This window comes from Streptomyces marinisediminis (assembly GCF_026262575.1).
Classification (GTDB): Bacteria; Actinomycetota; Actinomycetes; order Streptomycetales; family Streptomycetaceae; genus Streptomyces; species Streptomyces marinisediminis.
Window position 1 is genome coordinate 14083 of the sequence record NZ_JAPKFL010000029.1, and the last position, 26216, is coordinate 40298.

A 26216-nucleotide genomic window follows, 5' to 3' on the forward strand; every position below is an offset into this window, starting at 1 on the left:
CGAGTAGGCCCCCTACGCCCGCTACGCCGCCGATCCGGCGCCTTGCGACGCACCGCACCGGACGCCGCTCCTTGACGGGCAAACCCTGACTGACGCGGCACTAGCTAGTCGAGCAGTTCCCGGGCGAAGACGTAGTGGGGGCCCACGCCCTCGATGGTGAACTCCTCGCCGTACGTGCGGTAGCCGTGGTGCTCGTAGAAGCCCCGGGCCCCGGTGCGCCCGTTGCACCACAGCGCCCTCGCGCCGCGCCGCCGCGCCTCGGCGGTGCCCGCCGCCAGCACGGCGGCGCCGTAGCCCCGGCCCCGGGCGGCCGCCGCGCTGGCCATGCCGCGGATGCGGTAGGCCGGTCCCGGCGGGCCGCCGGGACCGGGGAAGGGCTCGGGGTAGAAGCTGCCGCAGCCCAGCACCGCGTCCTCGGCGGAACCCGCGGCGCCGTGGGCGGCCACGTGGAACGCGCCCTCCCACGCGTCCTCGGCGAAGCGGGCGGTCTCCGCCGGCAGGTCGGGGCGCAGCACGCTCCAGCGCAGGTCGAAGATCGCGTCCAGGGGTACGACGGCGGTCCTGATCGGCATGCGCGCAGCGTACTGCGCCGCGCGCCGTGCGGGGCGGGCCCGCGGCGGGTGCTCGCGGTGCCCGCTCTGTCAGCGGCGGGCCCGGCGGGGCACCGGGACGGCCGGGGTGCGGCCGTCGGGCAGGAAGAGCACCGAGTTCACGTAGCGGCGGTGGGGCAGCACCGAGCGGCGCAGCAGGCCGTGCTCGGCGACGTGCGCGGTGCGCTCCTGGTGCCCGGCCAGGTCGAACGCCTCCACCGGTATCCAGTGCGCGGCGGGCAGCACCCACCCCGCGTAGCCGAGGTCGGACAGCAGCTCCAGCACGGGGCCCGGGGGCGCGATGCGCGTCTCCAGCTCGACGAACAGGGCCGGGCGCCAGCGGCGCAGGGTGGCCTCGGCGCCGCGCAGCACGGCGGCCTCGTGCCCGTCCACGTCGATCTTGACCAGGCGGACGTCCGCCAGGCCCAGCCCGTCGAGGCCGACGCAGCCGACCTCCAGCCGCTCGGCGTGCACCTCCGCGCGGCGCACCAGGGAGGAGACCCCGCGCTCGCCGGTGCCGCCGGGCGGCAGCCACAGCGTGGCGGTGCCCGCCCGCTCGGCCGCCGCCGCCTGCACCACGCGGACGTTGCCGGGGACGGTGGCCCGCAGCACGGCGGCCAGCGCGGGCACCGGTTCCACGGTGACCACGCTCTCCGCGCGGCGGGCCAGCCGGTGCGTCCAGGGGCCGTACCAGCCGCCGACGTCCACGGCGGTGCCGCCGCGCGGGCAGAAGTCGGCGAGGCGGCGCAGCTCCGGCTCGAAGCGCGGGTAGAGCCGTACCGCCGCGCCCGCGACGAGCCGGGCGGGCAGGTGCGGTCCGAGGCGGGCGGCGAGCGTCACGGCGTCCCGGCCCGCGCGCACCACCGGGCGTGGTCGGCGTCCCCGACCGGTTCCCCCGAGGCGGGCAGCAGCCGGGGCACGCCGTCGACGATGGGGTAGCGGCGGCGCAGCCGGGGGTTGTAGAGGCCGTCCCCCCGCTCCAGCAGCAGGAGCGGCCCCTTGTCGAGGGGGCAGGCGAGGATGGCCAGGAGCGGGTCGTCAGGGGACATGGCGTACGCCTTCCGTACGGGGGTGGGGGAGCGGGACCGCGCCGGCCGGGTGGGGCGGCGTGGGGACGGTGGGGGAGTCGGGGGAGCCGGCGGGCTCGTCGTGCCGGGGCAGGGCGAGCAGCACCGTGACGGCCAGCGCGGCGCCGCCCAGCCGCAGGGCCAGCCGCAGCGGCTCCGCGGGCAGCGGCTCGTCGAACGCGACCGTCCCGGCGGCGACGGTGAACAGGAACGTCACGGTGGTGCACACCGGGACGATGAGCGAGGCCCGGCAGCGCTGGAGCGCGGTCTGCGAGAGCACCAGCCCGCTGGAGCCGGTGCACAGCAGCAGGTAGGGATAGGGGGAGGCCAGCACCGCCAGCCCCCACTCCGGCACGGTGCGCTCCTCCAGCAGCCCGGCCACGCCCTTGATCGCCAGCGAGCTGACGCCGTACAGGAAGCCGACGGCCACGCCGTAGGGCACTCCGGCCGTCGGCAGCCGGTGCCGCCGCCGGGACCGGCGCTCGGCCGTGACGAACAGCAGCAGGCCCAGCGCCAGCGACGGGACGGTCAGGGCCAGCAGCAGCGGCGGGGGCGCGGTGTGGCTGATCGCCTCCGGCCCACCGCGCAGCGACAGCACGATCATCACCAGCGCCGCCAGGATCGCGAGCATGGCCAGCCGCTCGCGCCCGCTGGAGCGCTCGCCGAGGAAGACCGGCGACAGCAGGAGCAGCATCACCAGACCGGTGACGAACAGCCCCTGGGCGGCCACCAGCGGCAGCGTGCGGTAGACGGCGAGCTGGGCGGCGAAGCCCAGGCCCAGCGCCCCGGCGCCCACCAGCCACAGCGGGCTGCGCACCAGGTGCAGCACCACCTGCCCGGGGCGGGCGGCCGACAGCGGCGGCAGGCCGGTCAGCGCCCGCTTCTCCACCACGAAGCCGACGCTGAACAGCAGGTTGGCCAGCAGCGCCGCGGCGACGCCCAGCCACACGGCTAGCCGCCGTCCCGCGGGGTGACGCGGCCCGCTCCGTCGACGGGACCCGCCCGGTCGACGCGGCGGGCGTGCACGAGCAGGATCGAGGCGAGCGACGGCGCCCGGCAGGCGAGCCGGTCCAGGGGCCGCAGCGGGCGCGGCACGTCGTGGTAGGGCGCGCCGGTGACGCGTACGACGCGGAACCCGGCGGCCGGCAGCATCGAGCGCAGCGCGCGGGCGGTGTAGAGCCGCAGGTGGCCGACGACCTGGGCGCCCGGACGCCCGTGGACGCCGCGCAGCGACACCTCGGAGAAGACCGGCTGCACCCCGGCCAGCAGCAGCCCGCGGTTGTACCAGGCGGCCAGGTTCGGGGTGGACAGCAGCAGGTGGCCGCCGGGGCGCAGCACCCGGTGCAGCTCGTCGAGCGCTGCGTCGGGGTCCACCAGGTGCTCGATGACCTCGCTGAACAGCACCGCGTCGGCGGCCCCCGTGGCGAACGGCAGCGCGGCCAGCTCGCCGCGCACGGCGCTCAGGCGGGTGTTCGCCCGGCGCAGCGCGTCGTGCGACCAGTCGCAGCCCACGATCCGCTTGCCCGGCAGCAGCGGCGTGGCGACGGCGGCGGCCGTGCCGTCACCGCAGCCGACGTCCAGCACGGTGCCGGCGCCGGGGCCGAGCGCGCGGGCCAGGAGGGCGGCCTGGCGGCGGGAGCGGTCGGCACCGGAGGCGACCGGCGTGGCCGGGTCCTCGTACAGCTCCCGCAGGGTGTCGCTCCGGACGGTGCTCACGGGGTGGCCTCCTGACCGGCCGCCGGCGCGGCACCGGCGGTCTGCGCGAGGGTGCGGGTGAACAGCTCGCCGAGCCGCTGCCCGGCCGCGTCGTCCAGCCGGGTGCGCGACCAGCGCAGCGCGAGCTGGAGCCGCCGGCTGACGGAGATCGTGGTCAGGGCCACGCCGCGGGGCATCCGCGCCGGGGCCGAGAACCAGGCGCGGGTGGCCCGGCCCGCGTCGCCGAAGTCCATCGGGTACGCCAGCCGCCCCAGGTTGGACAGCAGCGTCGTGGACGCCCACGGGGCCGCCGCGCCGCGCAGCGCCCGGGCGGCGGCCGCGCGGACGCCCACCGGCAGGACGGGGGCGGTCAGCAGGGCGCCGCTGCGGCCCAGTTGCGGCCGCGGCACGGCCTTGAGCGCGCGGGTGCGCAGTGCCGTGGCGCGCAGCAGCGCCTCGACCGCCTCCGGGTCGCCGTCCACGGCCGCGCCCGGGGTGCCGAAGGGCACTTCCACCAGCCGGGTGCCGTTGCCGATGGGCATCTCGGCGGTGCGCGGGCGGTCGTCGACGGGCATGGTCAGCCGGACGGGGCGGTCGGGCTCGCCGTGCTCGCGGTTCCAGCGGGCGGCCGTCAGGCAGGCGGCCACCAGCAACTGGTCGTTGACCGTGTACGGGGACCCGGGGGGCCGGGTGGGCAGCGGCAGGTCGGCCAGGTACATGCCGTTGCCCAGGCCGGGCGCGCCGCTGGTGTGCTCGGCGGCGATGCGCGCCGGGCGGGCCCACGGCGAGCCGGCCGGCGGCGGCGCACCGACCGGCGCGGCACCGCCGCCGCGCACTGGCACCGGGGCGGGCGCGTTGTCCCGGCCGCCGTACAGCTCGGCCGCGGTGGCGAGCACGCGCAGGCAGGCGGGGCCGTCCAGCGCGGTGTGGTGCACCGTCGCCACCAGCACGCAGCCCGCCCCCTCGGGGGCGTCGACCACCTCGATGCGCACCGGCGGCGCGGCCTCCAGCGGCGGCGCGTCGGTGAGCGCGCGGCGGCGCGCGTCGGCCAGGGTGCCGCCGGGGAAGCGGACCGGGTCGGTGTCCGGTTCGGCGGTCAGCTCCCAGGCGTAGCTCCGGTGCCACCAGCGCACCGGGGCCTGCCGCACGAGGATGCGCGGGTGCCGGGTGAACGCCTCCCGGACGGCGGTGCGCAGCCGGTCGGGGTCGAGTCGGCCCGGGAGGTGGATCTCGATGTGGACGGTGTCCGGCTCGTACTGCTCCAGGCAGTGCCGGGAGATCTCGTCCACGGTGGGGAAGGGGATGCGCCGCGTGGTCATCGGGCCTCCCGGGTGTCGCCGTGGCCCCGGACTGGTCCGCCGGGCGGAGGGCCGCCGGGGGCGGGTCCGGCCGGGGCCGGGCCGCCGGGCGGCGGCCCGGTGAGCGCGGGCGGGCCCAGGGTCGGGGCGGTGTCGTCGTGGACGGGGGCGGAGGTGGCCCCGGGCCGGTGGCGGCCCGGCTCGCGGCGCGCGGGCACCGTGACGACGGCGGCCGCCAGGGCCAGCAGGGCGAGCGCCTGCCCCTCGGGCCCGAAGGCACCGCGCTCCTGGGCGACGGCGGAGTCCGCGAACAGCACGGCCACCGCGCCGCCGAGCGCCATCGCCCCGACCGCCAGCGGCACCAGCAGGCCCGGACGCCACCAGGCGAGCAGCGCGACCGCCGGCACCACCAGCGCGTAGGGCCCGGCCACCAGCGCCAGGACGAGCGTCAGCGCCCCCGAGCCCAGCAGCCAGCCCGGAGCGGGCGGCGGCACGGCGCCCGCCCGCTCGTCGACGTCCCGGCGGCGGACGAGCGCCAGCGCGGCGAGCACCAGCACGCCCACCACCGCCGCGACCATGCCACCGGTGTACCAGGCGGCCGGGCGGTACTCCAGGGTGATCGTGCCGCCCGCGCCCTCGGGGACGAGGAAGCCCTGCTGCCACCCGTCCAGCCGCACCGGGCTGAGCTCCTCGCCGTCCAGCGTGGCCGCCCAGCCCTCGTTGGCCGCCAGGAAGGTGCGCAGGTAGGACGCCGGTCCCGCGGAGACCTCCACGGTGCGCTCGTCGCCGCTCCACTCCTGGGCGGACGCCGAGCGGGCGGGGGCACCGGTCGCGGTGTCGCCGCGGGTGAGGGAGACCCGGGTGAGCGCGAGCGGCCCCTCGTCGCCGGTGGTCAGGGTGTGCTCACCGGCGTCCAGCCGCAGACCGCCGTCGGTGGTGCCCTCGCCGCACAGCTCCACCGCGAGCGGGCGCCGCTCCGTCAGGTCGCGGACGGTGCCGGAGACGCTGGTGCGGTACTCCCGCCCGTCCACGGTGACGGCCGGGCCCCGGCCGCACTCCAGCGTGAGGGGGCGGTCCTCGGCGGGCGGGCCGACGCGGTGGGCCTCCAGACCGGGGACGTGGATCTCGTTGAGGCCGACCGGGAGCTGGAGGTCGCCGTCGGCCAGCGGGTGCGCGACCGTGAGCGGCGCCGTCTCCAGCACGGTGATGGTCAGCTCGTCGGTGGTCATCGCCTCGAACCGCGCCCAGCCGTTCTCGTCGACGGCCGTGGTGACCGCGCCGCCCGGGGAGGTGATCTCCACCTTCGTCGGACGGGCGGAGACGCCTCCGGCCGCGGAGAGGACGACGGCGTCCACCGGCCGGGCCCCGGGCCAGGAGACGGTGACGACCGGGTCGTCGCCCGCGATCCACGCCGTGGTCAGGTCGCCGTCCACCAGGTTGCGCGGGCTGAGCGAGTGCCCGGTGGGGCTGGTGGACGCGGCGGTCGCGGTGACGCGGTCGCCGCGACCGGGGGCGACCTCGTCCAGCAGCTCGTCGAACGCCTCGCCGGGCACCGGCAGGGCGCCGGCCCGGACGGCGTAGGTGCCGCCTTCGGTGAGGGAGAAGTGGCGGGCCATGCCCCGCTCGGCGCCGACCGGGTTCAGGCCCCCGGGGTCGGCGTCCCGGTGCAGGGAGACCGTCTCCGCCCGCGCGGGCTCGGCGTCGGTCGCGTCCTCGGGCAGCGACAGCATCCGGCTGACGTCCACGCCGGGCACGGAGATCTCCGCGAAGCCCGCGCCGGTCAGTCCCGGGCGGCGCTCCTCGGTCCGCAGGATCGTCAGCCTCAGCCACTGCGCCGCTCCGGCCGGTGCCCGCACGCGCTGCGGGCCGTCGCCGTCCCGGAGCACGGTGGTCTCGGCGCCCCGGTCCGTCTCGACCAGCACCTCGGTGGGGGTCGGGCGCAGGCCGTCGTCCGGGAGCGGGGTCAGCTCGATCGTCGCGGGGACGTCGGTCTTCTCGGTGAAGTCGATCCGCACCCACTGACCGGCGCTGTCGTCGGCGCTGCCCTCGGCCCAGCCCGTGCGCGGGTCGTTGTCGAAGGCGTGCACGGGGTCGAACTGCGGCAGGTGGAAGAGCCAGCTACCGCTGCTGGAGGCGGTCACGGACCTCGCGCCGCGGAAGGTGGCCACCGTCTGGTGCGCCACGCCGTCCACCGGGAGGATCTGCTGGGGCTCCTCGCCCGGGTCCTGGAGGCTGTCCGGGTGGTTGCGGCCCTGCGCGGTGTAGGTGAAGGAGGTGTTGTGGTTGACCAGGCCGAACCGGGTGTCGGCGCGGCGCAGCCCGTCGGCGGTGACCTGGAGGTCCGGGGCGTCGACGCCGGGGTGCGCGTCACCGGTCAGCACCGCGGGACGGGCGCGGAAGTCCGGGTCCGCCGACAGCGGTAGCAGGGCCTCCGGGCCGCCGCTGACGCGGGCGGTCTCCGCGACGGCCTGCGCCTCGACCCGGCCGGGCCGCTCGGGCGCGTCCTCGCCCGCCGGCGCGTAGATCTCCACCGCCTGCTGGCGTGCGTAGAAGCCCTGGATCTCCACCGGGGTGTCGGGCGGGATGCGCCCGCCGGTGGTCAGCGGCCCGAAGCCCTCGACCTTCTCGTAGCCGGAGGACGCGAGCGTCCGCTTGACCATCTGCGGCGGCACGTAGCCGACCTGGTCCGGGTCGAGGTCGTTGCGGACGACGACGTAGTGCAGCCCCGCGCGGCTCAGGTAGTGCGCCAGCCCCGGCACCTCGCCGCCGCCCAGCAGCGCCTGCTCCACGGCGTCCAGCATGCGGCGTTCACCGGGCGGGCCGAAGGGCACGTAGTCGCGCTGCGCCCAGGGCGAGCGGGCCAGCACGTGCAGCGGCTGGTCGATGGGCGAGCCCCAGGTGTAGACGCCGTGCGCGGTGGCGGGCACCACCAGGGCGCGAGTGTGCGGGGAGTTGTCCTCCAGCCAGGCGGCGGTGTCCTTCCAGTGGTCGGGCAGCTCCTCGAACGCGCCCGGCTGGAGCACCGCGCCGGTCAGGTAGGGCAGGGCCAGGCCCGGCAGGACGAGCAGCGCCGCCAGCGCCGGCACCAGCCGCCCGGAACGCGTCCGGCCGGCCCCGCCCGGTACGCCGCCCGCGCCCGGCGCACCGGCGCGCTCGCGGTGGCGCGCGGCCAGGACGGCGGTCAGGTGGGCGAGGCCGAACGCGAGGGCGAGCGCCATGCCGGGCTGGAACTTGTAGATGTTGCGGAACGGCTTGAGCCAGCCGTCCAGCCAGCCCTGGAAGCCCTCGGCGAACGGCGCGCCGAGCGCGCCCCCGTACCCGGCGAGCATCACGAGCGTGACCGTGAGCAGGGTGAGCACCAGCCAGCGCCGCTCGGGCATGTCCCGCCGGGCGACGCCGCCGAGGCCGAGCGCGGCGGCCAGCGCGGACGCGGCGATGGCCAGCGCGCCGGTGGCCATCAGCCAGCCGGCCGGGAGCCAGGCCTCGCCGAAGTGGAGGTAGGCCACCCAGTTGCCCGCGCCGCGCAGCATCTCCAGCGCCGACATGGTGGAGGTGGTGGCCGTCGCCTGCTCGACGTAGGGCATGAAGTCCTCGCCGTAGACGCCGAGGAGCAGCAGCGGGACGACCCACCACAGCGTCGCCAGGACGACGCCCGGGGCCCACCACAGCAGCAGCGAGGTGCGCCGCCGCCCGGTGCGGGTGAGGACGTACAGGCCCACCGGCAGCAGCGCGGCCAGCGTGGAGGCCGCGTTGACGCCGCCCATGAACGGGATGAGCAGCGCCGAGCGGGCCGCGGCGACGCGCGCGGTGGGGGCCGTGCCGTCGAGCCGGGGCACCAGGGGCAGCAGCACCCACGGCAGCAGCGCGCCGGGCAGCGCGCCGGCCGAGGTGGAGCCGACGATGATGGTGAACGTCGGCCACAGCGCGTACGCGGCCGAGCCCAGCAGCCGGGTGCGCGCGGTGCCGACGCCGAAGCGCTCGGCCAGCCGCAGCGCGCCCCAGAAGGCGGTCGTCACCACCAGGGCCAGCCACAGCCGCTCGGCCAGCCACACCGGCACGCCGACGAGGTCGGCCAGGGCGTAGAACGGCAGCATCGGGAAGAGGTAGCCGACGTACTGGTCGGCGATGCCGCCGAAGCCGGAGCGGTCCGACCACAGGCTGCCGAGCTCGCCGAGGAACCTCAGCGGGTCCGTGGCGACGCCCAGCTTCGTCTCGAAGGTCATCGCGCCCGGCGCGGCCAGGACGAAGGCGACCAGGACCAGCACGTAGGCGCCCAGCAGCCAGCGGCGGCCGCGGGGCGGCTCCGCGGGCTGGGCACCTGGCCCCACCGGGTCCAGTGGGAGGGTGCGATCAGTGGTCGTCATGGGGGCACCGCCGGAGGATGAGGAGGAGGTTCCAGGTGGCGATCTCGCGCAGGACCGGGACCCGGGTGATGGCATGGGCCCAGAAGGGCCAGTAACGCGACCGGGCCGCGACGATCTCGACGTCGTCGCGGGAGCGGACGTGGCGCAGGGTGGAGCCGACGTGCACGGCGAAGAGGTTGTCGCCCAGGGTGTGCTTGGCGGGGCGGCCGTGGCGGCGGGCGTAGCGGGCGCGGGCCCGCTCGTGGCCCAGGTAGTGCCAGGGCGCGGTCTCGTGGCCGCCCCAGGGGGAGTACCAGTTGGTGAAGGCGACGTAGAGCAGCCCGCCGGGCCGGGTGACGCGCACCAGCTCGCTGAGGAACGTCCGCGGGTCCGCCACGTGCTCCAGCACGTTGGAGGAGAAGGTGACGTCGGCGACGGCGTCGGCCACCGGCAGCAGGTAGCCGTCGGCCAGGACCGCCCCGGGGGGCCGTTCTCCGCGCGCGAACAGCTCGCGCGGGTCGGGTTCGAGGAGGAGGGCCTGGGCGCCGCGACGCCGGAACTCCTCGCTGAAGTGGCCGCTGCCGCCGCCCACGTCGAGAACGGTTTGGCCGCGCAGCGGCACGTGGCGCTCGACCTGGTCGGCCGCGTCGCGCGCCAGGAGCCGGTAGCAGGTCTCGGGGTCGCGCTGTTCGCGCAGGAACGCCGTGAACAGGGCGGCCGACCGCCGCAGGGACGGGTCCTTCACCAGCGTCACCTCGCGGCTCCGCCGGCCCGCCGCGCGGCGGCCGCGCGGTGGGGTGCCCACGCCTCGGCGGCCACCTCGCGGAAGGCGGCGACGGTGCGCGACCAGCCGAACTCGGCGGCCCGGGCCCGGGCCGCCTCGCCCATCGCGACGCGGCGCGCGGTGGACAGGCCCAGCGTGCACCAGGCCGCGGCGAAGGAGCTCTCGCCGCGGGCCAGCACCCCGGTGGTGCCGTCGGCGACGGAGTCCCGCAGCCCGGGGATGTCGAAGCCGACGGCGGGCGTGCCGCGCGCGGCGGCCTCCATGACCACCAGGCCCCAGCCCTCCACCATCGAGGGGTGCAGCAGCAGCCACGCCGAGCACAGCAGCCGGTGCTTCTCCGCCTCCGGGACGTGCCCGGTGAAGGTGACGTCCGGCCCGGCCATGGCCTCCAGCCGGGCCCGCTCGGGACCGTCCCCGACGATGACCAGCCGGCCTCCGGTCACCGGGCGGACCCGCTCCCACAGGCGCAGCAGCAGGTCGATGCGCTTGTACTCCACCAGGCGGCCGACGGCCAGGAACACCGGCTCGGGCGCGGTGGGCAGCGGCGTCCCGGCCTCCTCGACGCCGTTGTGCACGATGCGGATGCGCTCGCCCGCGACGCCGATGCCGCGCAGCGCCGCGGCGGTGGAGCCGGAGACGGCGACCATGAGGTTGTCCCGGTGGGTGCGGGCCAGCGCCCAGTGCTCCAGCCGCCGGCCCAGCCGCGCGGCCGGGGCCGGGTAGCGCACGCCCCACAGCTCGGTGTGCACGTGGTTGACGAAGCACAGGGTGGGGCCCCGGTGCCACAGCGGCGCCAGGTAGGGCATGCCGTTGCACACCTCGACCAGCAGGTCGGACGGGCCCACCTGCCGGGCCAGCGTGCGGGGGGCGCGCAGGAAGTGCGCGGTGTCGCCGCCGGCCGAGACCACCCGGTAGTCCCGCCGGGCGGCGGGTCCGCCGCACACCAGGGTCACCTCGTGGCCGTGGGCGGTGAGCCCGGCGGCGATCCGGTCGATGAGCAGTTCGGAACCGCCCGCGGCCGGGTTGTCCAGGTCACGACGGGCGAGGAAGACGATGCGGCGCGGGTGGCGGTCCGCCGGGGCGGCGGGGGTGTCGGCCTGAGCGGTGGCGGCCGCCGGGGCCGCGGCGGCCGGCCGCCGCGAGGGGACGAAGGCGGCGGAGGAGGCCACCGAGGGCACCTGCTGGGGCATGGGGCGCTCCACTCGTGTGAGGGGTGCGGTGGTGGACAGTGGCGTGCGTGGCGGTGCGGGGGTGGTGTGGCGCGGATGCGGGGGTGGCGCGGTACGGGGTGGTGCGGGGTCGTGCGAACTGCGGGGCTACCGGGCGGGGTGGTGCGCGGGTAGGGCCGCGGGTGCGCGGCGGAGACCGAGAGCCGCGAGCCGGGGGCGGTGGCTGGCCGTCGGGATGCTCAGTTTTCGCCGCTGCGTCCGATCGGGCTACTCACCCGTATGACAATTTCGCCCCGAACTTACCGGCGGGTCCTGTCACCCCCGTCCGCACGCTCCCCCGCGGTCCCCGCGGCGCTGTGACCCGTGTCACCGCGGGCCGGGGCGCCCGCGCACCACCAGGAAACCGCCGACGGCGGCGAGCACCGCGCCGGCGATCCCTGCGCCCAGGGGGGCCGTGGTGCCCACCAGCCGCAGTCGGCCGCTGTCCGCCGAGGCCAGCTCGACCTGGTTCTCGACCGTCTCGTCGGTGAAGGTGAGGGCGTCGCTGTGCAGCAGCGTGACGGCGTCCTCGTCGGCGCCGGGCGCCCGCAGCGTCACCCGCGGGCCGATGGTGGCCTTCAGGATGCGTCCGGTGGCCTCGTCGACGATCAGCTCGATGTTGTCGTTGGCGTACCACTCCTCGGCCATGACCTGCGGGGCGCTGGAGCCCACGAGGGCGCCGGGCACCTGGCGGCTGCCCGTGCGGGTGGCGTCCACGCTGCCGGTGAACCGCAGGCCCTCGTAGCCGTCCACCTCGGCCCGCTCCTCGTACGTCAGCGGCACGGCGCCGCCCAGCGTGCTGTCCCACCAGCGGTAACCGCGCTCCTGGACGTCGAAGGGGAACTTCAGGTACGCGTCGCCGGAGAACCGGGTGGGCCCCTCGTCGCAGCAGTGCACCGGCCGGTTCGTCGCCCGGTCGGTCACCCAGCGCTCGGTGGTCCACTGGAACGACTTGCGCGGGTCCGCCAGCTTCAGCGTGTCCGGGTTGTCGATCGTCGTGGAGACCTCCCAGGCGGCGACGTCGTTCTCCGTGCTGACCTCGACGTTGCCCAGCACCCGGCGGGTGACGGTGAGCTTCTGGTCCTCCCGCACCCTGACCGACTCCTGGTCGAAGTAGGACCCCGTCCCGGTCAGGACCGTGGTCTGGTCCACGTCGATCGGGGTGCGCTTGGCGCGCGGCTCCACGTAGAACGCCAGCATCGGCGCGAGGACCAGCAGGAAGACGCCGAGGCCCAGCAGGGTCAACGACAACGGTGAGGCGGAACGGCGCATGACGGTGCTCCCGTGAGAGATGGGTGGTGCGCGGTGGGCGTGCTGCGTGCGCTGCGAGGAGGTGCCGCGGAGGTGCGTGCGGTGCCGCGGGTCCGCGCGGGGCGGGGAGGGGTGGCATCCCGCCGCGCGGCGTGGTCGGCCCGCGTCCGCTCGTCGGCGGGCCCTCTGGGCCGGTGACGGTAAGCGAACACTTGACAGCGAGTCAATGCCTCCCCAGACTCGCAGAGCAACTGGTGTCGGGGGCGACGTCTGGTGCCTTAGCAGTCATGAGAGAGGTCCCCCGCGTCATGCACAGACTCCTCACAGCCGGCCTGACCTGCGCTGTTTCCGCGCTGCTCGCCGTCGGTGCCGGCGTGGGCGCCGTGAGCGTGCTGAACGCCACGCCGGAGCAGCCCAACGTGCCGCTGGTGCACTTCCCCGACCATGAGCCGCAGGCGTCCGGCACGCCGTCACCCACCGCGACGGAGGCGGACGCCGAACCCTCGCCGCCGCCCGGCGAGGCCGGGAGCGGGGACGCCGAAGACGGCCCGGGCGCCGTCGCGGCTCCGCCCCCGGGGCCGGCCGCCGCGGCCCCCGCCCCCGCACCCGGGGCGGCCGAGGGCGGCACGCGGGCCGAGGGCGACGGCGACCGTGCGGCGGCTCCGCCCGCCTCCGCCGACCGTCCGGCCCCGTCCGCCGGACCCGGCGACGGGCCCGGCGCGGGACGCGGCGAGGAGCGCGGCCCCGGCTCCGGCGAAGAGCGCGGCGAGGGCGCGGGCGGCGGCGCGGACGACGAAGGCCGTCCGGGCGAAGGGCCCGCCGACCAGGACGACGGCGCGGCGGGCGGCGGCGACGACGTGCCCGGTCCCGTGGAGCTGATCGTCCACAGCCTGCTCGGCCCGGTCCTCACCCTCCTGGACGGCGGCGGGCGGACGTGACGGCCACGGTGCGGTCGGCCTGGAGCGCGGTCCCGGCCGGGCAGGTGTCGGCCTTCACCCGGCAAACGCGGGCCGCCATCCCGGGGCTGGCCGGGGACATCCTGCGCGAGATCCGCCGGGCGTACCCGGACCTGCCCGTCGTGCTGGACGAGTCCTCGGGCGAGCCGATGTCGCTCATCGGCATCCGCCGCGCCCTGGAGCACTTCGTCGAGCACCTGGCCACCGGCCTGGGTGCCCCGCACGCCCACCTCGCCGTCTTCCAGGAGTTCGGCCGGGGTGAGCTGCTGGGCGGCCGCAGCCTCGACTCGCTCCAGGCGATCTACCGGCTGGGCGTGCGGCTGGCCTGGCGGCGCATGGCCGAGATCGGCCAGCAGACCGAGATCCCGGCCCCGGCGATGTACGAGCTGGCCGAGTCCGGCTTCCAGTACCTCGACGGCCTGGTCGCCGAGTCCGTGCGCGGGTACGCGGAGGCCGCCGCCCGGCAGGCGGGGGAGCGGCTGCGCCTGCAACGCCGCCTGCTGGACCTGCTGCTGGACGGCGAGGCGCACGACGGCCAGGTGGAGACGCTGCTCGCCGAGCGGGCCGCCCGCATCGGCTGGCCGGTGCCCCGGTCCGTCGCGGTGGCCGTCCTCGTCCCGCCCGCCCGCGAGGCCGTGCCCCCGGCCGTGGGGCCCGAGGTGCTGCTCGACATGGAGCGCGAGCAGCCGATCATGGTCGTCCCCGAGCCGGACGCCGCGGGGCGCGGCGAGCTCCTGCGCCGGGCCACGGCCGGCTGGTCCGGCGCGATCGGCCCCCCGGTGGGCCTGGCCGACGCGGCCAAGTCCCTGCGCTGGGCGCAGTCGGCGGTGGCGCTGATGGAGCGCGGCCTGCTGCCCTCGGGCGGCCTGCTGGAGTGCACCGAGCACACCGAGGCGCTGGTGCTGCTGCCGCCCGAGGAACTCATCGACGACCTCGGCCGCCGGCTCCTCGCGCCGCTGTCCGAGTGCGGGCCCACCCACGCCCGGCGGCTGGCCGAGACCCTGCTGGCCTGGCTGGAGACCCGGGGCGGGGCCCCGGAGGTGGCCGCGCGCCTGGGCGTGCACCCGCAGACGGTGCGCTACCGGCTGCGTCAGATCCGCGAGATGTGGGGCGAGACCGTCGACGACCCGGACCAGCGGTTCGCGCTGGAGCTGGTGCTGCGCGCGCGTCGCCTGCGCGGCGACCTGACGTGAGCCGCCGCCCGGTGCTCCGCTCACGCGGGGGCCGCCGGGCGCCTCCCTACCCCGGGGGCCGCGGGGCGTCGTCCACCATGCGGTGCAGCAGGTCCCGCAGCACGCGCCGCTCCCGCTCGGGCAGCCGGCCCAGCGGCTCCCGGGCGAAGTCGCCGAGGGACTCGCGCAGTTCGGTGGCCGTGCGCAGGCCCTCCGGCGTCGCCGCCGCCAGCTTCACCCGGCGGTCGGCCTCGTCCGCGCGGCGCTCGACCAGGCCGCGGGCCGCCAGCCGGTCCACGATCCCGGTCACGTTGGACGGCTCGCACTTCAGCCGGTCGGCCAGCCGACGCATCGGCATCGGCCCGTAGGCCAGCAGCGCGAGCACCCGCGCCTGGGCGCCGGTGAGCGCGTAGTCGGCGGCGGCGCGGTCGTAGTCGTCGTGGTACCGGCGCACGACCTCGCCCAGCAGCTCGACCACCTCGCACGTCAGCGCGTCGGGCGGCGGCGTTCGGCGTGTCATGCCAGCAGCATAGCGATTTACTTGACAAGGTGAAATATGCAGGTGCAGTGTTGTTTTAGTTCATGAAGTAAATCTTTCGCGGACCCGCACCTCCCGAGGAGCTGAGATGAGCCTGCCCACCACCGGTCGCGCCTGGCACCTGACCGCCCGCCCGGACGGCTGGCCGACGCCGGACGACTTCGCGCTGCGCGAGGAGCCCGTCCGGGCGCCCGGTGCCGGCCAGGTCCTGGTGCGCAACCTGGCGCTGTCCGTGGACCCCTACATGCGGGGCCGGATGAACGACGTCAAGTCCTACGTCCCGCCCTTCCGGCTCGACCGGCCGATGGACGGCGCGGCCGTCGGCGTCGTGGTCGCCTCCGAGGCCGAGGGCCTGGCCCCCGGTGACCACGTGCTGCACTCCCTCGGCTGGCGCGAGTACGCCACGCTCGACGCGCGGCACGCCGAGAAGGTCTCCGCCGACCTCGCCCCGCTCACCACCTACCTCGGCGTCCTCGGCATGCCGGGCCTGACCGCCTACGCCGGGCTGCTGGAGGTGGCCTCCTTCCGCGAGGGCGACGCCGTCTTCGTCTCCGGCGCGGCCGGCGCCGTGGGCAGCCAGGTGGGCCAGATCGCCCGCCTCAAGGGCGCCTCCCGGGTCATCGGCAGCGCGGGCTCGGCGGAGAAGGTCAAGCTGCTCACCGAGAAGTACGGCTTCGACGCCGCCTTCAACTACAAGGACGGCCCCGTCGCCGAGCAGCTCGCCGCCGCCGCACCCGACGGCATCGACGTCTACTTCGACAACGTCGGCGGGGACCACCTGGAGGCCGCCCTCGGCCGGCTCAACGTGCACGGCCGCGTCACCCTGTGCGGCATGATCTCCGGCTACAACGACAGCTGGCCCGCGCCCGGGCCCGCCAACCTCATGCTGGCCATCGGCAAGCGGCTGCGCCTGCAGGGCATGCTCGTGGGCGACCACGACGCGCTCAAGCCGCAGTTCGTGCGGGAGACCGCCGCCTGGATCGCCTCCGGCGAGCTGATCTACCAGGAGACCGTCGCCGACGGCATCGAGAACGCCGTGAACGCCTTCCTCGGCATGCTGCGCGGCGGCAACACCGGCAAGATGATCGTCCGTCTCGCGGACTGACGCCCCGCCCGGCCGCACGCGGCCCGTACACTCGTGCGCGCCGGAGGGTCGTGGGCGCGAGCCCCCGGTGCCGCTTCCAACCAGGAGGAACCGCATGTCCATCCAGCCCGTCGACGTCCTGTACACCGCCGTGGCCACCGCGGAGAACGGCCGGGACGGCAAGGTCGCCAGCGACGACGGCCAGCTCGAGGTCGTCGTGAACCCGCCCAAGGAGATGGGCGGCAGCGGCGCGGGCACCAACCCGGAGCAGCTCTTCGCCGCCGGGTACAGCGCCTGCTTCCAGGGCGCCCTGGGCGTCGTCGCCCGCAAGGAGAACGCCGACGTCTCCGGGTCCACGGTGACCGCCGAGGTCGGCATCGGCAAGACCCCCGAGGGCGGCTTCGGCCTGAAGGTCGCCATCCGGGCCAGCATCCCGAATCTCGACGAGGCCACCGCCAGGGCGCTCGTGGAGAAGGCGCACCAGGTGTGCCCCTACTCCAACGCCACCCGCGGCAACATCGAGGTCACGCTCTCCGTCTGAGTTCCGGCCGGGCCCGGGCCCGGCGGGACCGGCGGCCGTGACGCAGGCCCGACCGGAAGGCCGTCCGCTCGTGCGGGCGGCCTTCCGCCGTCTCCGGCGGGTGCGACCGAACGGTCCTTCACCGCGCGGCCCGTCACCCCGACCGGTGCCGGACGCGGACGCGCCCGGACGCGCCCGGACGCGGGCGAGCGCCGGGTGCGGTGCGGTCCGGGCGCGGGTGCGGCCCGCGCGCCGGTGTGCCCTGGGGCGGGGCCAGGCCGGGCGGCGGTCACGGCCGGAGCAGGACCCGGCCCAGTCGGCGCGGGTCGGCGCTGCGGGCCATGGCCTCCCCGAACTCCGTCAGCGGCACCACGCCGCTCACCAGCGCGCCCAGCTCCAGCCAGCCCGCGGCGAACAGGCCGATCACCTCCGTCCAGGCGGCGGCCGTGGGCGCGCCCGCGCCGGTGCGGACCGTCCGGCCGCCGACGCCCGCGAGCGCCCCGGCGGCGGGCGCCGCCCGCGGGGCGGCGCCGCGGGCCGTGGTGTCCACCACCAGGTCGTAGCGGCCCCGCAGGTTCCGGGCGCCCACCGGGTCGGTCGCGTCGTCGGCACCGAGCGTCAGCGCGTACTCGGCGCGCCGCACCCGCGGGTCGATGGCCAGCAGCTCGCCCGGCGCGCACGCCGCCAGCAGCCGCAGGGCCAGCAGGCCGGTCGTGCCCGCACCCAGCACGGCGACGCGTTCGCCGGGGGCGGGGCGGCCGGAGTGTACGGCGGCGGCCGCCGAGGCGGCGGGCCCCAGCAGCGCGGCGGCGCGGGCGTCCACGGCGTCCGGCAGCGGGTGCGCCGCACCGGCCGCGACCGTGACCACGTCGGCGCACGCGCCCCCGCCCCCCGCCGCGCCACCCGCCACCGCGCGCCCCAGCAGCCGGGCCGGGACGCGCGAGCCGCACGCCTCCACCCTCCCCGACCACGCCTTGCCCGGGGTGAGCGGGTACGGGCGCAGCCCGTCGACGTGGGTGCCCTCGAAGAGCGCGCGGTCCTCGGCGGACAGGGCGGCGGCCCGCACCGCGACCCGTACCTCGTGCGGCCCGGGGACGGCCGCGGGGCCGCGCACCAGCCGGTGGCTACCGGGCCTGTCGAGTACGACGGCGCGCGCCGTGCGGGGGGCGGGGTCCACGGCGGCCATTGTGCCGCCACGGCCGCCGGCGTCACATCGGGCCGACGGGTTCGCGCCATCCCGTCGTCAGGGCCGCTGAGCGCTCGTCACCTGATCGTGTGCCAGCTCGGCCAGCACCGCCTGCCCCCGCTCGCTCGGGTGGAACCAGTCGTACGTGCTCAGCTCGCGGGCGGTGAAGGCGTAGTCGTGCACGGCCCCGCCGTCGTGGCGGCACCGCTCGTCGGTCGCGCACACCTCACGCAGCGCCGTGTTGTACGCGTCCACGCGCTCGGCGACCAGCTCCCGCCGCTCGGTGGCCGCCGCGTCCGTGACGGCCGGGTCGCGCAGCATCGTCGGGCAGACGCCGAGCTGCCACACCCGGACCGCCGCCACGTTGTCCCGGCCGACCGACCACAGCCGCTCCAGGTCCGGCACGCTGGCGACGTACACCTGGCTGCCGGGGGACTCCTCGCGCAGCGTCCGCAGCGCCCGGGTGAAGTCGGCCCGGAACTCCGCGACCGGGGTCATCGCCGAGACCTCCGGGGCGCAGGCGTCGTTCGCGCCCACCAGGACGGTGACCAGCTCCGGCTCGTGCGCCGCCGCCCGCGCGGCCTGGCCCGGCAACTCGGCCATCGTGGCCCCGGCCACCGCGTAGTTCCAGGTGCGCCCGTCCCGCTCGTCCAGCAGCCGGTCGGCCAGGCTGTCCACCTCGGCCCGGGTTCCGGTGGCCCAGGACGCCTCGGGGCAGTCGGCCAGCAGGGAGCAGGTGTCGAAACCGGTGGTGATCGAGTCGCCCAGGGCGGCGATGCTGTCCGGGCTGGTGTCCCAGGCGGGGTCGGCGGAGGGCGGGGCGCTGTCGGCGGTGTAGGACGCGCGGGGGTCGGCCGGCTCCTCGCCGGAGGCGCCCGAGTCACCGCTGCACGCCGTGGCCGTGCACGCCAGGGCGAGCAGCGCCGTCAGCAGGGCCCGGCCCCGGTTCCGTCGACCACTGGCCATCGCGTGCTCCTCCCTCACCCGCCGGCGGGCGCCGGTCATCTGATCCGACGGTACGGGACGCGCGCCCGCCCCGACGCCCCCGCCGGGCGGACCCGGACCCGCGGTGGGCCGTTCGGGAGCGGGCGGCGACACTTACGGCACGTCATATGACGACCGTTTTGAGGAGAATGACCGCGAATGGTGTTTACTGTTCGTAACCCAGGAGCTGGTGGTCACGTTGGTGATGGGGAAGAATGTCAGGCGCCGGCCGGGCGCTGATCCGCCTCCGGCCGGGAGCGACGCGAGGCCGTCGGCGGCGGCGTGCCTCGAACCGCACGGGAGGTCCCGGTGACGACACGTGGCGTTCTGTACGTGCACTCCGCGCCGAGCGCGCTGTGTCCGCACGTCGAGTGGGCCGTGGCGGGTGTGCTGGGGACCCGCGTCAGCCTCGACTGGATCAAGCAGCCCGCCTCGCCGGGCACCTGGCGCGCGGAGCTGTCCTGGCAGGGCGCCCCCAGCACCGCCTCGAAGATCGCCTCCGCGCTCCGCGGCTGGCACCTGCTGCGCTTCGAGGTGACCGCGGAGCCGTGTGCCACCGCCGAGGGCGAGCGCTACAGCTCCACCCCGCGCCTGGGCATCTTCCACGCCGTCACCGGCATGCACGGTGACATCCTCATCCCCGAGGACCGGCTGCGCGCGGCGATGGACCGCGCCGCCCGCGGCGAGACGGAGCTCGCCGCCGAGGTCGAACGCCTGCTGGGCAAGGACTGGGACGACGAGCTGGAGCCCTTCCGCTACGCCGGCGAGGGCGCCCCCGTGCGCTGGCTGCACCAGGTCGTCTGAGCGCGCCCCTGCCGCCCGGGCGGGTCCGGGCACGGCGAAGGCCGCACCGCGCCGGGCGGGGTGCGGCCTTCGCCGTGTGAGCACCGGTCCGCCGGGCGGGCCGGTGCGCGGCCCTCACACGGAGCGGAACGCCAGGACGACGTTGTGGCCGCCGAAGCCGAACGAGTTGTTGACCGCCGCGATTGTGCCCTCCGGCAGCGTCCGCGCCGCGTCGCGCACGACGTCGGCGTCCACCTCCGGGTCCAGGTCGTCGACGTTGACCGTCGGCGGGGCGAGCCGGTGGTGCAGCGCGAGCACGGTCGCCACCGTCTCGATGCCGCCCGCTCCGCCCAGCAGGTGGCCGGTCATCGACTTCGTCGCCGAGATGGCCACGTGGTCCAGGTGGTCGCCGAGGACCTTGCGCAGCGCCTTCACCTCCGCCACGTCCCCCAGGGGCGTGGAGGTGGCGTGCGCGTTGAGGTGCACGACCTGCTCCGCCTTGGTGTCCGTGGTGTCCAGCAGGTGCTGGAGCGCGGCGGAGATGCCGCGGCCGGTGGGCTCCGGCTGCGCGATGTGGTGGCTGTCGGCGGACAGCCCCTGGCCCAGCGCCTCGCAGTACACGCGGGCCCCGCGCCGCTGGGCGTGCTCGGCGGACTCCAGCACGACCACGCCCGCGCCCTCGCCGAGCACGAACCCGTCGCGCGCGGTGTCGTAGGGGCGCGACGCCCGCTCGGGGGCGTCGTTGTTCTTCGACATCGCCATCATGTTGGCGAACGCCACCACCGGCAGCGGGTGGATGGCCGCCTCGGTGCCGCCCGCCACCACGACGTCCGCCCGGCCGGAGCGGATCATCTCGATGGCGTAGCCGATCGCCTCGGCGCCCGAGGCGCAGGCGCTGACCGGCGTGTGCACGCCCGCCTGCGCGTTGACCTCCAGGCCCACGTTGGCCGACGGGCTGTTGGGCATGAGCATCGGCACGGTGTGCGGGGAGACGCGGCGGACGCCCTTCTCCTTGAGCACGTCGTACTGGTCCAGCAGGGTGGTGACGCCGCCGATGCCGGAGGCGATCACGGTGCCCAGCCGGGCCGGGTCCAGGCCGGTGTCCGGTTCGCCCGCGGCGCCGGGGAAACCGGCGTCCGCCCACGCCTCACGGGCCGCGATCAGCGCGAACTGCGCCGAGCGGTCCATCTTGCGGGCCTGCGGACGGGGCAGGACCTCACCAGGCTCCACCGCCACGCGGGCGGCGATGCGGACGGGCAGCTCGGCCGCCCAGTCCTCCGTCAGTGCCGCGATGCCCGACCGGCCGGCGGCCAGGGCCTCCCACGTCGATGCGCTGTCGCCACCCAGCGGTGTGGTTGCGCCGATACCGGTGACGACCACGGTGCGGTTGGTCGCGTTCACGGGATTCCTGTCTCCACGGGTTGAGGGGTGCGAGATGCCACCCGGGGGCCGGGTGGCGACAGACGCATCGCCGAGCGGACGTCAGTCCTGGTGCTCGACGATGTACTTGACGGCGTCGCCGACGGTCTTGAGGTTCTTGACGTCGTCGTCCGGGATCTTCACGTCGAAGCGCTCCTCGGCGGCGACGACGACCTCGACCATGGACAGCGAGTCGACGTCGAGGTCGTCGGTGAAGGACTTGTCGAGCTGGACGTCCTCCTCGGGGATACCGGCGATCTCGTTGACGATCTCGGCGAGACCCTTGACGATCTCTTCCTGCGTGGCGGCCATGTTGGCACTCCTTCTGATGTGTTGCCCTTGAGTGGGTTGCGGTGTGCACCGGCCGCGTGACCGGCTGCGGTACCGACTAGGGGAGAGTAACGACCGTCGCCGCGTACACGAGACCCGCCCCGAAGCCGATGACCAGGGCGGTGTCGCCGCTCTTGGCCTGGCCGGTCGCCAGCATGCGCTCCATGGCGAGCGGGATGGAGGCGGCCGAGGTGTTGCCGGTGGTCTCCACGTCGCGCGCGACCGCGACGTGTTCCGGCAGCCCCAGAGTCTTCACCATCGAGTCGATGATGCGCAGGTTGGCCTGGTGCGGGATGAAGACGTCCAGCTCCTGCGCGGTGAGCCCGGCGGCGTCCAGCGCCTGCTGGGCGACCTTGGCCATCTCGTACACGGCCCAGCGGAAGACCGTCTGGCCCTCCTGCCGGATCGCCGGGAACTTCCCGACCTGCTCGGCGGGGGTGAAGCGGTAGATGTCCCAGGAGACGGTCTGCGAGATCGTCTCGTGCTTGTCGCCCTCCGAGCCCCAGATCGTCGGGCCGATCTCCGGCGTCTGCGAGGGGCCGAGGACCGCGGCGCCCGCGCCGTCCCCGAAGAGGAAGGCGGTGGACCGGTCGGACAGGTCCGTGAGGTCCGACAGGCGCTCCACCCCGACGACCAGCACGTGGCGGGCGCTGCCCTCGACGATGAGGCCCTTGGCGATCGTCAGGCCGTAGCCGAACCCCGCGCAGGCGGCCGAGATGTCGAACGCGGCCGCCTTCCCGGCGCCGAGCTGGTGGGCGATCTCGGTGGCCACCGACGGCGTCTGCTTGAAGTGCGAGACGGTCGAGATGACCACCGCGTCGACGTCCTCGGGGGCCAGCCCCGCGGCGGCCAGGGCCTTGCCCGAGGCGGCCAGCGTCATCTGCGTGACCGTCTCGTCCGGCCCCGCCCAGTGCCGGGTGGTGATGCCCGAGCGCGAGCGGATCCACTCGTCCGAGGAGTCGATGTGCTTGAGGATCTCCTCGTTCGGCACCACGCGGTCCGGGCGGTACCCGCCGACGCCGAGGACCCGCGCGTACGGGGCCCCCTGGGCGGGCTTGATCTTCGCAGGCATGGGCTCGGGCTCCTATTCGGCAGTGCCGTGCTCGGCGATCAGCTCACGGGCCGCGTCGAGCTGGTCGGGGGTCTTGAGCGCCAGCGTCCTCACGCCGGGCAGGGCGCGCTTGGCCAACCCGGTGAGCGTGCCGCCCGGGCAGAGCTCGATCAGGGCGGTGGCGCCCAGGCGCTGGAACGTCTCCATGCACAGGTCCCAGCGCACGGGGCTGGCCACCTGGTCCACCAGGCGGTCCACGAACTCCGGGCCGTCGGCGACGACCGCGCCGTCCCGGTTGGACACCAGCCGCAGCGCGGGCTCGCCCACGGCGACACCGGCGACCGCCTCCCGTAGCGCCCCGACGGCCGGCGCCATGTGCGCGGTGTGGAAGGCACCGGCCACCTTCAGCGCGCGCACGGCCCGGGCCCCCTCGGGCTTGTCGGCGGCCAGCTCGGCGAGCTGCTCGGTGGTTCCGGCGGCGACGATCTGGCCCGCTCCGTTGATGTTGGCCGGGGTCAGGCCCAGCTTCTCCAGGTGCGTCACGACGGTCTCGGCGTCACCGCCCAGCACGGCCGACATGCCGGTGTCCGTCACCGCCGCCGCCTCGGCCATCGCCTGGCCGCGCCGGGTGACCACGGCCATCGCGTCCGCCTCCGGCAGCACACCGGCCAGCGCGGCGGCCGTCAGCTCGCCGACGCTGTGGCCGGCGACGACACCGGGGCGGGCGGCGGCCACGCCGTCCAGCAGGGCCCGGGCGGAGACCAGGCCCGCCGCCACCAGCAGCGGCTGGGCCACCGCGGTGTCGGTGATTTCCTCCGCGCCGGCCTCGGTGCCGTAGCGCACCAGGTCCAGGCCGGTGATCTCCGACCACCGCGCGAGGGAATCGGCCACACCGGGGAGTTCGAGCCAGGGATTGAGGAAGCCGGGGGCCTGGGCGCCCTGGCCTGGAGCGACGAGTACGAGCACCCTTCCACCTTCTCCCGAGCTGTGGCGTCCGCGCTGATGGGGACCGAGACGAAGAACGCCCGAGTGAATTGTGGACCTCGGACAAAGACGCGCGTCAAGGCCGTCCGAGCGGCGCGCCCTCCGCGAGACGCCCCAGGATCAGCGCGATACGCAGGGTGAACGCCGAGCGCACGTCCGACGGCGACCAGCCGGTGACGTCTGTCACACGTCGCAGCCGGTAGCGGACGGTGTTGGGGTGAACGAACAGCATCCGCGCGGCCCCCTCCAGGCTACTGGCCTGCTCCAGATAGACGCTCAGCGTTTCCAGCAGCGCCGAGCCGGCCTCCTCCAGCGGTCTGTAGATCTCCTCCACCAGCAGCGCCCGCGCCGCCGGGTCTCCGGCCATCGCGCGCTCGGGCAGCACATCGTCCGCGAGTACCGGACGCGGCGCGTCCGGCCACGCCGAGCACGCCCGCAGCCCGGCCGCCGCCGCCTGCGCCGACCGCGTGGCCGACAGCAGGTCGCCGACCACCGGGCCCGCCACCACCGGACCCGGCGCGAACGGCCCGATCAGCGACCTGGCCGCCTTCAGCGGATCGGCCGCCCCGCCCGCGACCACCACCAGGCGGCTGCCCAGCACCCCCGTCAGCACCTGGAGCTTGGCGTACCGCGCGGCGCGGCGGATCGCCTCCACCGTCAGCTCGCTGTCCCCCTCCGGCGCGTTGCCCAGCACCACGCACACGTGGTCGGGGGAGTTCCAGCCCAGCGCCGCCGCGCGGGACACCGCGCCCTCGTCCGCCTCGCCGGAGAGCACCGCGTTGACCACGAGCGACTCCAGCCGCGCGTCCCACGCGCCGCGGGCCTCGGCGGCCTGCGCGTACACCTGCGCGGTCGCGAACGCGATCTCGCGCGCGTAGACCAGCAGCGCCTCGCGCAGCACCGCCTCGTCGCCCGGCGCCGCCACCTCGTCGATGGCCGCCTCCACGACCTCGATCGTCGTGCGCACCATCTCCACCGTCTGACGCAGGGTGACCGCCCGGGTCAGCTCGCGCGGGGCCGTGCCGAAGACGTCCGTGCTGATCGCCCGCGGCGCCTCCGGGCGGCGGAACCACTCGGTGAACGCGGCGATGCCCGCCTGCGCCACCAGCCCGATCCACGACCGGTTCTCCGGGGGCATCGCGCGGTACCAGGACAACTGCTCGTCCATCCGCGCGATGGCGGCCGCCGCCAGTTTGCCGGAGTGCTGCTGCAGGCGGCGCAGCGTCGCCGCGTGCGGGTGGTCGGGCACGGGCTGCGGGGTGGTCTCAGAGGGTTCGGGCACGGCACAAGCCTGCCTCATGGCCGCACCGCCCCGGGACCCTGCCCCTGCGCCGCCCGGCGCGGGCGGGGGTGCGGGCGGCCGGACGCGGGCGACCGGGGGCGGGCGGCCCGGCGCGGGTCCGGCCGCTACCGTGGGGGCATGCTGGACGTGCGCAGGGCCGGGGAGCGCTACCGGGGCGGGGACGCGGACGCCGGAGTCGACACCCGGCACGCCTTCTCCTTCTCCGGCCACTACGACCCCGACAACACCGGATTCGGCCTCCTCGTCGCCTGCAACGAGGAACGGCTCGCGCCCGGCGCCGGGTTCGACACCCACCCCCACCGCGACCTGGAGATCGTCACCTGGGTGGCCGAGGGGGAGCTGACACACGCCGACTCCACCGGGCACACCGGCGTCGTCCGCCCCGGCGACCTCCAGCACCTGAGCGCCGGGTCCGGCGTCCGGCACAGTGAGCGCAACACCGGCGGCACGCCGCTGCGGTTCGTGCAGATGTGGCTGGTGCCCGGCGTCTTCGGCGTCCCGCCCCGGTACGCGGTCGTGCCCGCCCCCGCCGACGCGGCCCCGTACGCGCTGGAGCGGACGCGGGCGGTGCTGCACGTCGGCCGTCCGCGCACCGGCGCGTGCGCCGTCGTCCCCGCCGCGCCGTGGGTCTACGTGCACGTCGTGCGCGGTGAGGTCGAGCTCCTCGGCGCGCGGCTGCGCGACGGCGACGCCGCCCGGCTGCGCGACGCCGGGGAACTCACCGTGCGCGCGGCCACCGGTGACGCGGAGTTCCTGGCGTGGGAGATGCACGCCGAGCCGGCCTACGGCTGAGCGGCGCGGCACCGGGCGGCCGCGGTGGGCGCGGTGGGCCGGACCCGGCCGAGGCGCACGGTCTCAGGCCAGCTCCGCGAGGACGGCGTCGGTGAAGGGGGGCCACGCCGCCACCGCCCACTCCCCGAACGCGCGGTCGGCGAGCGCCACGCACGCCGCTCCGACGCTCGGGTCGACCCACAGGAAGGTGCCCGCCTGCCCGAAGTGTCCGAACGTCCGCGGCGAGGAGTGCGCCCCCGTCCAGTGCGGCGACTTGGTGCCGCGGATCTCCACCCCGAGCCCCCAGTCGTTGGGGGACTGGTTGCCGTACCCGGGAAGTACCCCGCGCGTGCCCGGGAACTGCACGGAGGTCGCCTCCTCCAGCGTCCGGCGGTGCACCAGCCGCGGGTCCAGCAGCTCGGCCGCGAACCGCGTCAGGTCGCCCAGGGTGGAGACGCCGTCCTTGGCGGGGGAGCCGTCCACCGTGGTCGCCCCCATGCCCAGGGGCTGGAGCACCGCCTGGCGCACGTAGTCCGCGAACGGGATGTCGCTGGCCTTGGCGACGTGGTCGCCCAGCGCCTCGAAGCCGGTGTTGGAGTAGATGCGCCGACTGCCGGGCTCGGCCATCGTCCGGTCCTCGTCGAAGGCCAGGCCCGAGGTGTGCGCGAGCAGGTGGCGCACCGTCGCACCGGGCGGCCCGGCCGGCTCGTCCAGCTCCACCGCGCCCTCCTCGACGGCGACCAGCACGGCGTAGGCGGCCAGCGGCTTGGTCACCGAGGCGAGGGCGAAGCGCCGGTCGACGGGGCCGTGGGCGCCCGCCACGGTGCGGTCCGCTCGGACGACGGCCGCCGCCGCCGTGTCCACCGGCCAGTTGTCGATCATCCGCAGGCTCTCCATGG

General features: G+C 76.1%; 25 protein-coding genes. 6 read left to right on the plus strand and 19 right to left on the minus strand.

Features of this window, described 5'->3' with window-relative positions; genetic code table 11:
* Positions 1-104 precede the first annotated feature (104 nt).
* The 10 genes from OSB71_RS20535 to pgfA form a co-directional block, all read right to left on the minus strand.
* The gene (locus tag OSB71_RS20535; RefSeq protein WP_265950117.1) at positions 105-572 is read right to left on the minus strand and encodes a GNAT family N-acetyltransferase; all 468 of its coding nucleotides are present in this window, start codon (positions 570-572) and stop codon (positions 105-107) included.
* 69 nt (positions 573-641) lie between these two features.
* Positions 642-1430: an FkbM family methyltransferase gene (locus OSB71_RS20540; RefSeq protein ID WP_265950119.1), complete on the minus strand. Its 789-nt coding sequence runs from the start codon at positions 1428-1430 to the stop codon at positions 642-644.
* Entirely contained in the window at positions 1427-1639 is a 213-nt protein-coding gene (locus OSB71_RS20545) for a Trm112 family protein (RefSeq protein WP_265950121.1), read from the minus strand. The genes OSB71_RS20540 and OSB71_RS20545 overlap by 4 nt, the downstream gene beginning before the upstream one ends.
* Complete coding sequence (locus OSB71_RS20550) at positions 1629-2606, minus strand: DMT family transporter (RefSeq protein ID WP_265950123.1); 978 nt, start codon at positions 2604-2606, stop codon at positions 1629-1631. The genes OSB71_RS20545 and OSB71_RS20550 overlap by 11 nt, the downstream gene beginning before the upstream one ends.
* A gap of 2 nt (positions 2607-2608) precedes the next feature.
* Complete coding sequence (locus OSB71_RS20555; protein ID WP_265950124.1) at positions 2609-3373, minus strand: class I SAM-dependent methyltransferase; 765 nt, start codon at positions 3371-3373, stop codon at positions 2609-2611.
* The gene (locus tag OSB71_RS20560; RefSeq protein WP_265950126.1) at positions 3370-4671 is read right to left on the minus strand and encodes a condensation protein; all 1302 of its coding nucleotides are present in this window, start codon (positions 4669-4671) and stop codon (positions 3370-3372) included. The genes OSB71_RS20555 and OSB71_RS20560 overlap by 4 nt, the downstream gene beginning before the upstream one ends.
* Positions 4668-9014: an alpha-(1->3)-arabinofuranosyltransferase domain-containing protein gene (locus tag OSB71_RS20565; protein ID WP_265950127.1), complete on the minus strand. Its 4347-nt coding sequence runs from the start codon at positions 9012-9014 to the stop codon at positions 4668-4670. Before OSB71_RS20565 ends, OSB71_RS20560 begins: the two co-directional genes overlap by 4 nt.
* On the minus strand, positions 9001-9738 hold the full coding sequence (locus OSB71_RS20570; RefSeq protein ID WP_265950194.1) for a class I SAM-dependent methyltransferase: 738 nt from the start codon (positions 9736-9738) through the stop codon (positions 9001-9003). Before OSB71_RS20570 ends, OSB71_RS20565 begins: the two co-directional genes overlap by 14 nt.
* A gap of 5 nt (positions 9739-9743) precedes the next feature.
* Positions 9744-10967 carry a glycosyltransferase family 4 protein gene (locus tag OSB71_RS20575; protein WP_265950129.1) on the minus strand — a complete coding sequence of 408 codons (1224 nt, stop codon included), beginning with the start codon at positions 10965-10967 and terminating at the stop codon, positions 9744-9746.
* Positions 10968-11312: 345 nt separating this feature from the next.
* Positions 11313-12257, minus strand: coding sequence for a cell envelope lipid trafficking protein PgfA (gene pgfA / locus OSB71_RS20580; protein ID WP_265950130.1), 945 nt, complete (start codon positions 12255-12257; stop codon positions 11313-11315).
* Between the two features lie 287 nt (positions 12258-12544).
* On the opposite strand from pgfA, the gene OSB71_RS20585 reads away from it, so the two are divergent.
* Both OSB71_RS20585 and OSB71_RS20590 read left to right on the plus strand, forming a co-directional pair.
* Positions 12545-13174, plus strand: a complete 630-nt coding sequence (locus OSB71_RS20585; protein WP_265950132.1) for a hypothetical protein — start codon at positions 12545-12547, stop codon at positions 13172-13174.
* Positions 13171-14385 (plus strand): PucR family transcriptional regulator, encoded by a 1215-nt coding sequence (locus OSB71_RS20590; RefSeq protein WP_265950134.1) that lies wholly within the window; start codon positions 13171-13173, stop codon positions 14383-14385. Before OSB71_RS20585 ends, OSB71_RS20590 begins: the two co-directional genes overlap by 4 nt.
* 46 nt (positions 14386-14431) lie before the next feature.
* Here the strand turns inward: OSB71_RS20590 and OSB71_RS20595 are convergent, their stop codons facing one another.
* Positions 14432-14884: a MarR family winged helix-turn-helix transcriptional regulator gene (locus OSB71_RS20595; RefSeq protein WP_265950136.1), complete on the minus strand. Its 453-nt coding sequence runs from the start codon at positions 14882-14884 to the stop codon at positions 14432-14434.
* A gap of 106 nt (positions 14885-14990) precedes the next feature.
* On the opposite strand from OSB71_RS20595, the gene OSB71_RS20600 reads away from it, so the two are divergent.
* Both OSB71_RS20600 and OSB71_RS20605 read left to right on the plus strand, forming a co-directional pair.
* Complete coding sequence (locus OSB71_RS20600; protein WP_265950137.1) at positions 14991-16007, plus strand: NADP-dependent oxidoreductase; 1017 nt, start codon at positions 14991-14993, stop codon at positions 16005-16007.
* 94 nt (positions 16008-16101) lie between these two features.
* A complete protein-coding gene (locus tag OSB71_RS20605; RefSeq protein WP_265950139.1) occupies positions 16102-16527 on the plus strand; it encodes an organic hydroperoxide resistance protein in 426 nt (141 codons plus the stop codon).
* A 268-nt stretch (positions 16528-16795) separates the two neighbouring features.
* Here OSB71_RS20605 and OSB71_RS20610 read toward each other — a convergent pair whose 3' ends face one another.
* Positions 16796-17683 carry an alcohol dehydrogenase catalytic domain-containing protein gene (locus tag OSB71_RS20610; protein ID WP_265950141.1) on the minus strand — a complete coding sequence of 296 codons (888 nt, stop codon included), beginning with the start codon at positions 17681-17683 and terminating at the stop codon, positions 16796-16798.
* A 66-nt stretch (positions 17684-17749) separates the two neighbouring features.
* Positions 17750-18658, minus strand: a complete 909-nt coding sequence (locus OSB71_RS20615) for an SGNH/GDSL hydrolase family protein (RefSeq protein WP_265950142.1) — start codon at positions 18656-18658, stop codon at positions 17750-17752.
* A 327-nt stretch (positions 18659-18985) separates the two neighbouring features.
* Between OSB71_RS20615 and OSB71_RS20620 the strand changes: the two genes are divergently transcribed.
* Positions 18986-19480, plus strand: coding sequence for a DUF3145 domain-containing protein (locus OSB71_RS20620; protein ID WP_265950144.1), 495 nt, complete (start codon positions 18986-18988; stop codon positions 19478-19480).
* Between the two features lie 114 nt (positions 19481-19594).
* Here OSB71_RS20620 and fabF read toward each other — a convergent pair whose 3' ends face one another.
* From fabF to OSB71_RS20645, 5 genes are all read right to left on the minus strand, one after another.
* Positions 19595-20860, minus strand: a complete 1266-nt coding sequence (gene fabF / locus OSB71_RS20625) for a beta-ketoacyl-ACP synthase II (RefSeq protein WP_265950146.1) — start codon at positions 20858-20860, stop codon at positions 19595-19597.
* Between the two features lie 81 nt (positions 20861-20941).
* Positions 20942-21190 (minus strand): acyl carrier protein, encoded by a 249-nt coding sequence (locus OSB71_RS20630; protein WP_265950147.1) that lies wholly within the window; start codon positions 21188-21190, stop codon positions 20942-20944.
* A gap of 76 nt (positions 21191-21266) precedes the next feature.
* Positions 21267-22280 (minus strand): ketoacyl-ACP synthase III, encoded by a 1014-nt coding sequence (locus OSB71_RS20635; protein ID WP_265950148.1) that lies wholly within the window; start codon positions 22278-22280, stop codon positions 21267-21269.
* A gap of 12 nt (positions 22281-22292) precedes the next feature.
* A complete protein-coding gene (locus OSB71_RS20640; RefSeq protein ID WP_265950150.1) occupies positions 22293-23225 on the minus strand; it encodes an ACP S-malonyltransferase in 933 nt (310 codons plus the stop codon).
* A 94-nt stretch (positions 23226-23319) separates the two neighbouring features.
* The gene (locus tag OSB71_RS20645; RefSeq protein ID WP_265950151.1) at positions 23320-24525 is read right to left on the minus strand and encodes a PucR family transcriptional regulator; all 1206 of its coding nucleotides are present in this window, start codon (positions 24523-24525) and stop codon (positions 23320-23322) included.
* Between the two features lie 138 nt (positions 24526-24663).
* Between OSB71_RS20645 and OSB71_RS20650 the strand changes: the two genes are divergently transcribed.
* Complete coding sequence (locus OSB71_RS20650) at positions 24664-25338, plus strand: pirin family protein (RefSeq protein WP_265950152.1); 675 nt, start codon at positions 24664-24666, stop codon at positions 25336-25338.
* Positions 25339-25401: 63 nt separating this feature from the next.
* Here the strand turns inward: OSB71_RS20650 and OSB71_RS20655 are convergent, their stop codons facing one another.
* The gene (locus OSB71_RS20655) at positions 25402-26214 is read right to left on the minus strand and encodes a serine hydrolase domain-containing protein (protein ID WP_265950154.1); all 813 of its coding nucleotides are present in this window, start codon (positions 26212-26214) and stop codon (positions 25402-25404) included.
* Positions 26215-26216 lie beyond the last annotated feature (2 nt).

Coding starts and splice junctions, on each gene's coding strand:
- OSB71_RS20630 (WP_265950147.1), bottom strand. CDS start 21,190: ATGGCCGCCACGCAGGAAGAGATCGTCAAGGGTCTCGCCGAGATCGTC.
- OSB71_RS20655 (WP_265950154.1), bottom strand. CDS start 26,214: ATGGAGAGCCTGCGGATGATCGACAACTGGCCGGTGGACACGGCGGCG.
- OSB71_RS20535 (WP_265950117.1), bottom strand. CDS start 572: ATGCCGATCAGGACCGCCGTCGTACCCCTGGACGCGATCTTCGACCTG.
- OSB71_RS20595 (WP_265950136.1), bottom strand. CDS start 14,884: ATGACACGCCGAACGCCGCCGCCCGACGCGCTGACGTGCGAGGTGGTC.
- OSB71_RS20605 (WP_265950139.1), top strand. CDS start 16,102: ATGTCCATCCAGCCCGTCGACGTCCTGTACACCGCCGTGGCCACCGCG.
- OSB71_RS20600 (WP_265950137.1), top strand. CDS start 14,991: ATGAGCCTGCCCACCACCGGTCGCGCCTGGCACCTGACCGCCCGCCCG.
- pgfA (WP_265950130.1), bottom strand. CDS start 12,257: ATGCGCCGTTCCGCCTCACCGTTGTCGTTGACCCTGCTGGGCCTCGGC.
- OSB71_RS20545 (WP_265950121.1), bottom strand. CDS start 1,639: ATGTCCCCTGACGACCCGCTCCTGGCCATCCTCGCCTGCCCCCTCGAC.
- OSB71_RS20585 (WP_265950132.1), top strand. CDS start 12,545: ATGCACAGACTCCTCACAGCCGGCCTGACCTGCGCTGTTTCCGCGCTG.
- OSB71_RS20635 (WP_265950148.1), bottom strand. CDS start 22,280: ATGCCTGCGAAGATCAAGCCCGCCCAGGGGGCCCCGTACGCGCGGGTC.
- OSB71_RS20650 (WP_265950152.1), top strand. CDS start 24,664: ATGCTGGACGTGCGCAGGGCCGGGGAGCGCTACCGGGGCGGGGACGCG.
- OSB71_RS20615 (WP_265950142.1), bottom strand. CDS start 18,658: ATGGCCAGTGGTCGACGGAACCGGGGCCGGGCCCTGCTGACGGCGCTG.
- OSB71_RS20565 (WP_265950127.1), bottom strand. CDS start 9,014: ATGACGACCACTGATCGCACCCTCCCACTGGACCCGGTGGGGCCAGGT.
- OSB71_RS20560 (WP_265950126.1), bottom strand. CDS start 4,671: ATGACCACGCGGCGCATCCCCTTCCCCACCGTGGACGAGATCTCCCGG.
- OSB71_RS20575 (WP_265950129.1), bottom strand. CDS start 10,967: ATGCCCCAGCAGGTGCCCTCGGTGGCCTCCTCCGCCGCCTTCGTCCCC.